The sequence below is a fragment of the Acerihabitans sp. genome (genome assembly GCF_036398755.1).
GTDB lineage: Bacteria > Pseudomonadota > Gammaproteobacteria > Enterobacterales > Enterobacteriaceae > Acerihabitans.
Genome location: NZ_DASWOM010000046.1, coordinates 25624 through 33884 on the forward strand (window position 1 = coordinate 25624; position 8261 = coordinate 33884).

The following is an 8261-nucleotide window of genomic DNA, read 5'->3' on the forward strand; positions in this document are numbered from 1 at the left end:
AAGGATCAATGGCGGCCTCAGCCGCGGAGCTTGTCGCCGGCGCCGATGGACAGAGGCCGGTTGGGCAGCGCGGATGGCGGCTGATCCGAGGAGATCGACGCAGGACCATGGCGCAGCAGCTTGTAGACGTAGTAGGTGCCAAACGCGAAGATGAAGACGTAGGTCGAACAGAAGATCGCTAGCGACAAGGTCGCGGCCCGAGCGGTCAGCATGGGCGTTATCGCGTCTGCGGTCCTCAACAGCCCATAGATCGTCCACGGCTGACGACCAACCTCTGCGGTAAACCAGCCGGTAAGAATCGCGATGAAGGGCAAGGGAAACGAGAGAAAGACCGCCCAAAGCAGGTTGCGCTGCTGAGCCAGGCGCCCCTTCCATGCCAGCAAGCTGCCGCCCCATGCAATCAGCAGCATCAGGATTCCACATCCGACCATGACGCGAAACGCCATGAAGGAAATCACCACGGGTGGTCGCTCGGCGCGCGGGAAATCAGTGAGGCCGACCTCTTTTGAATCAGGTGTCATCGTAGCGATCAGGCTTCCGAGTACCGGGATGGCGACTTCATAGCGATTCTTCTCCTGGTTCTCGTCCGGCCACGCAATGACGACTTCCGACGCGGGCTGCTCGTCATGCCAGCGCCCCTCGATCGCAGCAAACTTCACGGGCTGGTCATCGTGCACGTAGTCGCCGACCAGGTGCCCGAAAAGCAGCTGAATCGGCATCAGGATCGCCGCCATGAACAGGCCCATGCGCAACATCACGCGGGCTTCCGGTCCACTCACCTTTCTCAGTGCATACCAGGCACCCGTTGCCGCGACACAGAACGCGCCCGTGACATAGGAGGCCAGGAGCATGTGAGGGAAGCGCACCCAAACCACCGGGCTGAAGATGATCTTTGCCCAGTCCACCGGCACGAACTGACCGTTCACTACCTCATACCCGACCGGATGCTGCATCCAACTGTTGTTGACCATGATCCAGAACGCCGAGAACGTCGTTCCCAGCGCGACCATGGCGGTCGAAAAGAGATAGAAGCCCGGTATTACCCGTGAGCGGCCGAACAGCAGCACGCCGAAGAACGACGCTTCGAGCATGAACGCGGTGAATGTCTCATAGGTCAGCAGGGGGCCCTGAACAGGCCCCGATACGCGCGCGAGTTCGCTCCAGTTGGTGCCGAACTCGAAGCCGAGCACGACGCCGGAAACGACACCCATTCCAAACGCAACGCCGAATATCTTCAACCAAAAGTCGAACACCCGCCGGTAAACGCCGTGGCCGGTGAACTGATGCAGCGCTTCCAGCACCGTGAGCCATGCCGCTATTCCGATCGTCAACGACGGGAAAATAATATGGAATGACACCGTGAAAGCGAACTGTAAGCGCGAAAGCAACAACGCGGTTAGATCCATGACATGCCTCTTCTAAGTAGGAACACAAGTTACAGGGGTTGAGGATACTGACGGCATCCATCGTCTGATGGACCTGCTTGAGTGCCTCCGAGATCGTGACCGCCCCGCCCAGTGCGATCACGGAGTCGCCTTCGGAATTGGCCGTGGCAAGGCCTGGGCGAGCGCGCTGGTAACGCTGGCCGAATGATTGCGCTCGATCCGCTCGAGCTCACTCTCGAATGCGGACTTCAAAGAAACGTGGATATCGGCAACGATGTGTGGCATGTCTGTACTCCGCGAGCCTGGGAGACCCGAAAATTGGCGACAAGAGTCCGGCAGCCATCGGCATGAGCGATGGCCGGGCTGCGTTACTTTTCGTATGAATGTAGGGGCGGCTCCCTTGGAAGCCGTCTGCTCAAGCGGGTGCTAGAGCGCCTACAAGTCAGTCACGGTCCAACGGTCATGGCCCCGCGTGCAGCCGCGGGCTTCGGAGCGACCCGTACGGCTGGCGTGTCGGCCTCCGGCTCGCGATAGCTAGCGAACTTCGACGTGTGGCCGATGCCGGGGTTGAAGCAGTTGCAGGGGTCCAGCCCTTGATAGTGATTACGCAGGGCGGGCTTGGCGTAATACAGATGTCCGACATTGTGTTCGGCTGGGTATTCGGCACCGCGCTGGTCCAGCAACGTCCACATCTTGTGCTCGATTGCCATGCAGTCGTTGCCTTTCTTCACGATATAGTCCTGGTGGAACACGTGACAGAGGAAGTGGCCGTAATAGAGCTTGAGGATGATCGGCGCCTCGATTTCGCGCGGCAGCTTCTCGAACCACTCTCGTTTGTTGCGTGGCAATGCGATATCCAGGGCGAGAATGTTCTCGACGGTCCGGGTGTGCACTGCACGGTAACGGTTGGCGGCGCCGGCTGCCGCGAAACGATGCAGGAAAGCTTTGTCGCCTTCTTCCGGCGTACATTCGAAGAAGCTACCGGTCGCCGTGGCGAAGTAGTCCTTGAGAAAGCTTCGTGCTTCGTCCGCGCCCTCGGCGGAGACTTTCAGCAGCAAGTGATGTTCGAACTTCTTGTGGAAGTCCTTCATGCGCGCCGGCAGATGATTCGGGAACAGGTGACTTGCCGCCTGCATGAAGCGATCGGTCAGGTGCGTTGGCAAAAAGGGAATCCGGTCAAAAACCGAATCGAATCGGGCCTTCAGCGCAAACAGCTTGGGCAACCTCGCCGTGCCGAGGTAATGGATCATAAGAAAGGTATCTTTGCCATACTTCTCGGCAATCTCGAAGGCATCGCGATGCAGGTATTCGCCCGAGATCGGCATATGCTTGAACTGACCGAGTACCTGCCGCCGGATGTCGGTCAGCTCGTCGGTCTGGTTCGTGCCGATATAGAAGACCTGGGGGTTCTTCTCGATCGGGAATGTGTCCAGGCGCACCGCAAAAACCATGACCTTGCCGGCCGATCCGGAGGACTCGTACAGGCGTCCTGGGTCCGCATTGAAGCGGGCCGGTGTGTTCTCGTCGATCTCGCGGACATGCTGGACGTAGTTGTGATCGGACCCCGCTCCGGCGTCGTGAACGACGTCAGAGTCGGAGAAGTCGCCACTGTCGAGGCGCCCCAGGATGTCCTCCTCCGACCCAGCCAAACGAATCCCGAGATGATTGACCAGGTGCAGATCCCCCTTGTCATCGACGCGCGCAAATACCGACATTTGCGTATACGCCGGGCCGCGCTGGACCAGCGCGCCTCCCGAGTTGTTGCATACCCCGCCAAAGACTGAGGCGCCGATGCAACTAGAGCCGATAACAGAATGCGGTTCCCGCCCAATGGGCAATAGCTTTTGCTCAAGCTGATCGAGCGTCGCGCCCGGTAGGCAGACAACCTGCGTGCCGCCCTCGATCAGATAGACCTTTTTCATGCGAGTGGTGCTGACGATGACGATGTCGCGGTCATAGTCGTCGCCGTCGGGCGTCGAACCACCCGTCAGCCCCGTATTAGACGCTTGCGAGATAACGATCACGTTGGCATCGATGCAAGCCTTCAGTACGCGCCATTGCTCAACCAGCGACCCTGGGCTGACGACCGCCAGTGCCTTGCCGGTGCCGAACCTGAACCCCGTTCTATAGCGTCTCGTCGCGGCGTCGTCGGTCAAAACGTTTTTCTTGCCGACGATCGTCGCCAGGCTGGAGACAAGATGGCTGTGGTCAGCAGCCGACTGGATCGAAGCGGCCGTGGGACATTCAAGCATTGCGGACACGAGAGACTCCTTATTTTTTTAAGGGCGTCGAACGAAGGGCACAGAAATCAGAGATCTGTTCTGGTTGGCCTTCGCGAAAAACCGTCCTTTGTTGATGATGTCGTCAGCTTAGGAACATGCCGCGATTCGATCCAATACTTCGTAGACCCGTTTTCAAGACGAGAAACATATCGAAAGCACGCTGTTCAAGGTATGCTGGCCGCAGCCGTGCGATCTCGCGCCGTTTGGGTGCGAGCGTGCCCAGAAGACGGCGCGCAACCCTCGGTCTTATTTCCATACCCGCGCCATAGGCTGCGCGCGGGCACTGGAGCCGCCATGCCCGGATGGCTTTTCTGGAGCCTTGGGCATTCACTCGCACGCACCTTGACCCGGAGGACATACCATGGAGTTTCGCCAGTTGCGGTATTTTTTGGCCGTGGCCGAGCACCTGCATTTCACTATCGCAGCAGAGCGGCTAGGCATCGCGCAGCCACCCCTAAGCCAACAGATCATCAAGCTGGAACGGGAGATCGGCACCAAGCTCTTCTTCCGGTATCCGAGACGCGTGGAACTGACGGAGGCAGGAACCCTCTTCCGGGAGAGCGCGAAGCGCATACTTGAAGACGCCGACTATGCGCTGGCTCAGGTAAAGAAGGCTGCCAGAGGCGAAAGTGGCAGTTTGTCCATCGGCTTTGCCGGATCGACGGTCTTTCATCCCTTGGTGGCAACCGTCATGCGGCAATTTCGCCAGGGTTATCCGGGCGTTTCGATCAAGTCAGAAGAGAGCAACAGCACCACGCTTCTCCAAACAGTCATGGATGGCAAGGTTGATTGCGCGCTGGTCAGGCTCCCGTTGAATTGCCGGGACCTCGACACCGTTCCTCTGGTTGAGGAGGAAATGGTCGCAGTCCTGCCATCGGGTCATCACCTGGGCCGTTTGAGAAGCATTGAACTGGCGCAACTGTCGCGCGATCCGCTTATCCTCTTTCCTCGCCACATTGGCCCTGACCTGTACGACTCGATCATCAGCGCTTGCCACATTGCGGGTTTCTCGCCGCAGATCGAGATGGAGTCTCCGCAGATTTCCTCGACCGTGAACATGGTTGCGGCCGGCTTCGGGGTGACGCTGATCCCTGAGTCCATTCGACAGATACATGCGACCGGTGTGACCTACCAGAAAATCAAGCACAAGGTGCTCAGGACGACCATTGCGCTGGTGCACCGGCCGCGTGAGAAGTCTGCTACCGTCCAAAACCTGGTACGCATTCTTCGAACCGTCGCCCAGCAGCGCTCTGTAAAAGACGCCAAACCCTGACGATCGGGGGCTAATGCCGCCCCTTGGCCCGTTACTTCGCGGAACGGGGGCATCAGCCGCGCCGCATCAAGATGTCGATTGACATCCATCAAGATGTCAACCATAATCCCTCGAAACTCGGTGGTGCCGCCCACTTCTCCCCGCCCCGTGCCGGAGATGGCCGGGCGCCGAACGCAGCTATTGGATAAGGAGGGAATTCTGTGGGTGCATCGCAATCGGATAAAGCTGACACGCACGCTCACGTGGTAGCCATCGCGGCGCGGCGTTTTCGCGAAGAAGGCCTGGCGCGCTTGAGCATTGCAGACCTGATGGCGGAAGCGGGGCTCACCCATGGCGGCTTCTACAAACACTTCGCATCCCGGGACGCGTTGGTCTCGGAGGCCGTGGCTGTGGCCCTTTCGAGCGGCAGTTCAACTGCCAGGTCGGCGGATCAGGAACGGGCTTATCCCGAACTGGTGAAGTCCTATCTCAGCGAACTGCATCGCGACAATGCCGGTGCTGGCTGTGCGGTTTGCGCGCTGATGAACGATGTAAGCCATGCGCCTGACGAAGCGAGAAGCTCGTACACGCAGAAGGTGCGACAGAACGTCGCGAGTTTGGATGCTGCCTTGGGTGCGTCCGGTCAGCGAGAAAAAGCAATTCTGGCCTTGGCAGCAATGGTTGGCGCGCTCGGGATCGCTAGAGCCGTGTCGGACCCGTCGCTCTCCGACGAAATCCTCGAAGCCGTGAAAGCACAGCTGTTGCAACTGACCGATTGATTCCTCTGCGAGGAATCGGGATTGGCACAACTCACCACTGCCGCGGCCTCTCTGCCAGAGACGCTCAACGCAGCCAGGAGGAGATCCCTGGGAACAGCACTGTCCACAACCATTGGAGAAAACCTTGAGCGAGCAAATTTCGATTGACCGAAGCGCTGGCAACGTCTGGATAGCGACGATAAGCAATCCCCCGATCAACCTTATCGATCCCGATACGATAGATGAATTGCAGGTGCTGGTGCAGGCACTGGAAACCGACCCGGAAGTCAGGGTCATCGTCTTTCGCAGCGCCGATCCGGACTTTTTTCTCGCACACTGGGACGCGTTGGCGGATAAGGACCGAGTCGCCGCGATGGAGCCCGGCCCGACCGGGATGCATCCCTGGCTTGATGTCCTTTCGCGCCTGTCACGAGCGCCTGTCGCGTCTATCGCTGAAATCCGAGGCAGGGCACGCGGCGCCGGCAGTGAATTCGTGCTGGCTTGTGACATGCGCTTCGCAAGCCGGGAACACGCGATTCTGGGCCAGTTCGAGGTGGGCCTCGGGCTTGTGCCGGGCGGTAATCCGATGGCGCGCCTCGCCGGGCTTTCAGGCCGAGGGCGGGCTCTTGAAATCATCCTTGGCGCGGATGACTTCGACGCCGATCTTGCCGAGCGCTACGGCTACGTCAATCGTGCGTTACCCGACGCCGAACTCACACGGTTTGTCGACGACCTGGCGGGTCGTCTCGGGGGATTCGAGAAGTATGCGATCGTCGGAGCCAAGGCCCTGCTGGACGAGGTGTCCCTTCCGCCGGACGCGGTCTTTCCTCCGGCGCTAAAGGCCTTCTTCACGTCGGCACAACACCCGAACACCCGTGCCCGTGCCGCGGCGCTGATGCAACGAGGCTTCCAGCAACGCACCGAGACGGAGCTTGCGCTGGGTAACGCCGTCGTTCTCTAAAACACCATTACTCCCTATAGCAAGAGGTCCTCATGAACACCAATGCTATCCGTACCCGATTGGACGGGCGCGTTCTCTTCGCAACCTTCAATGCGCCGCCGCTCAACCTCATCGGTCCCGAGATTGTTCGCGATCTCGTCACGATTGTGGAAGCCGCCGAGATGACGGACGACTTCGGCGTCATCGTCTTCGACAGTGCCATCCCGGACTTCTTTCTAGCGCATGTCGACATCGTCCGGCTCAAGGAACTGCGGATTGAGCTGGCGCGGATTATGGACAAGCCGAGCTTTTCGACCTTTCTAAGGCGGATGAGCCTTCTGCCCCAAGTGACGATTGCCGCCATTGCGGGACGGGCGCGAGGCGCCGGAAGCGAATTTTCCCTTGCGTGCGACATGCGCTTTGCGGCGAGGGACCATGCCATCTTGGGTCAGATGGAAGTGGGCATCGGAATGATCCCTGGCGGCGGCGCCGTGCAGCATCTTGTTCGCCTGATGGGACGCGGACGGGCCCTGGAGGCGCTTATTAGCGGCGACGACTTCTCCGCCGATCAGGCGGAGAGCTACGGGTGGGTCAACCGCACTATGCCCCTGGATGAATTGCAGGGCTACGTGGACGGGCTGGCGAGGCGGATTGCGAAGTTCCCACGGCAAGCGATTGTGGACCTGAAACAGCGTGTCAACGAACAAAGCCTCCCGGATGAGACAGCCTTCGACATCGATTCAACGCTATTCATCGAAGGCGTTGGTCGACCGGAAACGCAGGCGAGACTCAAGGCCCTTCTCGAAAAGGGCTTGCAACGGCCTGGGGAAATTGAACAGAATTTCGGTCGTGCTCTCGAAGATATCTAGCCGGCCGGGGACGAAAAGCCGCAATCGCCCGGTCTAAGACCGTGCATCGGCCCCAAGCTGAACCCCTTGCCGTCATCGAGCATCGCGGAGCGCCCGCCGACGGGCATGACGCTGCGCCGATAGAAGGAAGGGCCAGCGGTCATTCTGCGGTTTCTCCAGAAATGGCCCTGACACTTTCAGCGGTACTTGGCAGTTCGGCGAAATTCTGGCTCAATCTCCAAGACAATTACAGCCGGTGGGTAGCCCAGAAAGAAGTTGATACCTCACAGCTACACCGGTTGGTTGCAACCTGATGACTGCGCTACTCGCCCATAGCTTAGGGTAAAGATGCATGAGTAGCCCGGTTAAACCGCGCTTATTTATCAACTCGACAGCTATTATTGCAGGTCGCAGATCATTAGGACAAAGAGAGGAGTTTTAGTATTTTTATTTTGAAATGATATTATGAAAGCCAAACCACAGCCATAAAAAAACCGCCTATCGGCGGTATCAACTTGCTCATACTACTTTGTTTTTATTACGAATTCTTTGTTGGTATCCGGGACGGGACTTGAACCCGTACAGCCATAAAGCCGAGGGATTTTAAAAACCCTCAGCACGATAATGAAATCAAAGAGTTATGTTAAATCAATCGGTTGCAAAACATGATGGCGGGTTAATTTGGGCCGATGCGGATTGTGTAGTCACTATTTGAATGAAGATACTCATTACCCCCTCCGCCAGCATACAATCAAAAAAGTGTTGCGTGCTGAGGAACAGTGTTATATTGTTCCTT

The 8261-nt window shown here is 58.4% G+C and carries 7 protein-coding genes and 1 pseudogene; 4 read left to right on the forward strand and 4 right to left on the reverse strand.

Translation table 11 applies throughout. The annotated features are described in order from the left end of the window. Nucleotides 1–17: 17 nt before the first annotated feature. From VGC33_RS08245 to dld, 4 genes and pseudogenes are all read right to left on the reverse strand, one after another. Nucleotides 18–1406, reverse strand: a complete 1389-nt coding sequence (locus tag VGC33_RS08245; RefSeq protein WP_331120272.1) for a cytochrome ubiquinol oxidase subunit I — start codon at nucleotides 1404–1406, stop codon at nucleotides 18–20. A gap of 34 nt (nucleotides 1407–1440) precedes the next feature. Further along, nucleotides 1441–1560, reverse strand: a pseudogene (locus tag VGC33_RS08250) (hypothetical protein); the annotation flags it as partial. After that, the gene (locus VGC33_RS08255; RefSeq protein ID WP_331120273.1) at nucleotides 1524–1670 is read right to left on the reverse strand and encodes a hypothetical protein; all 147 of its coding nucleotides are present in this window, start codon (nucleotides 1668–1670) and stop codon (nucleotides 1524–1526) included. The gene VGC33_RS08255 and the pseudogene VGC33_RS08250, both read right to left, overlap by 37 nt. A gap of 161 nt (nucleotides 1671–1831) precedes the next feature. Beyond that, nucleotides 1832–3610: a D-lactate dehydrogenase gene (gene dld, locus VGC33_RS08260; RefSeq protein ID WP_414636911.1), complete on the reverse strand. Its 1779-nt coding sequence runs from the start codon at nucleotides 3608–3610 to the stop codon at nucleotides 1832–1834. Nucleotides 3611–4028: 418 nt separating this feature from the next. Between dld and VGC33_RS08265 the strand changes: the two genes are divergently transcribed. The 4 genes from VGC33_RS08265 (at nucleotide 4029) to VGC33_RS08280 (ending at nucleotide 7486) form a co-directional block, all read left to right on the forward strand. Continuing rightward, nucleotides 4029–4940 carry a LysR family transcriptional regulator gene (locus tag VGC33_RS08265; protein WP_331120274.1) on the forward strand — a complete coding sequence of 304 codons (912 nt, stop codon included), beginning with the start codon at nucleotides 4029–4031 and terminating at the stop codon, nucleotides 4938–4940. Nucleotides 4941–5140: 200 nt separating this feature from the next. Further along, the gene (locus tag VGC33_RS08270; RefSeq protein ID WP_331120275.1) at nucleotides 5141–5698 is read left to right on the forward strand and encodes a TetR/AcrR family transcriptional regulator; all 558 of its coding nucleotides are present in this window, start codon (nucleotides 5141–5143) and stop codon (nucleotides 5696–5698) included. Between the two features lie 124 nt (nucleotides 5699–5822). Then, complete coding sequence (locus VGC33_RS08275; RefSeq protein WP_331120276.1) at nucleotides 5823–6638, forward strand: enoyl-CoA hydratase/isomerase family protein; 816 nt, start codon at nucleotides 5823–5825, stop codon at nucleotides 6636–6638. A gap of 32 nt (nucleotides 6639–6670) precedes the next feature. Then, nucleotides 6671–7486, forward strand: a complete 816-nt coding sequence (locus VGC33_RS08280; RefSeq protein ID WP_331120277.1) for an enoyl-CoA hydratase/isomerase family protein — start codon at nucleotides 6671–6673, stop codon at nucleotides 7484–7486. Nucleotides 7487–8261: the final 775 nt, after the last annotated feature.

Bases quoted from the DNA above. Each gene is read 5' to 3' on its own strand.
- VGC33_RS08245 (WP_331120272.1), bottom strand. From the start codon at position 1,406: ATGGATCTAACCGCGTTGTTGCTTTCGCGCTTACAGTTCGCTTTCACG.
- VGC33_RS08255 (WP_331120273.1), bottom strand. From the start codon at position 1,670: ATGCCACACATCGTTGCCGATATCCACGTTTCTTTGAAGTCCGCATTC.
- VGC33_RS08265 (WP_331120274.1), top strand. From the start codon at position 4,029: ATGGAGTTTCGCCAGTTGCGGTATTTTTTGGCCGTGGCCGAGCACCTG.
- VGC33_RS08280 (WP_331120277.1), top strand. From the start codon at position 6,671: ATGAACACCAATGCTATCCGTACCCGATTGGACGGGCGCGTTCTCTTC.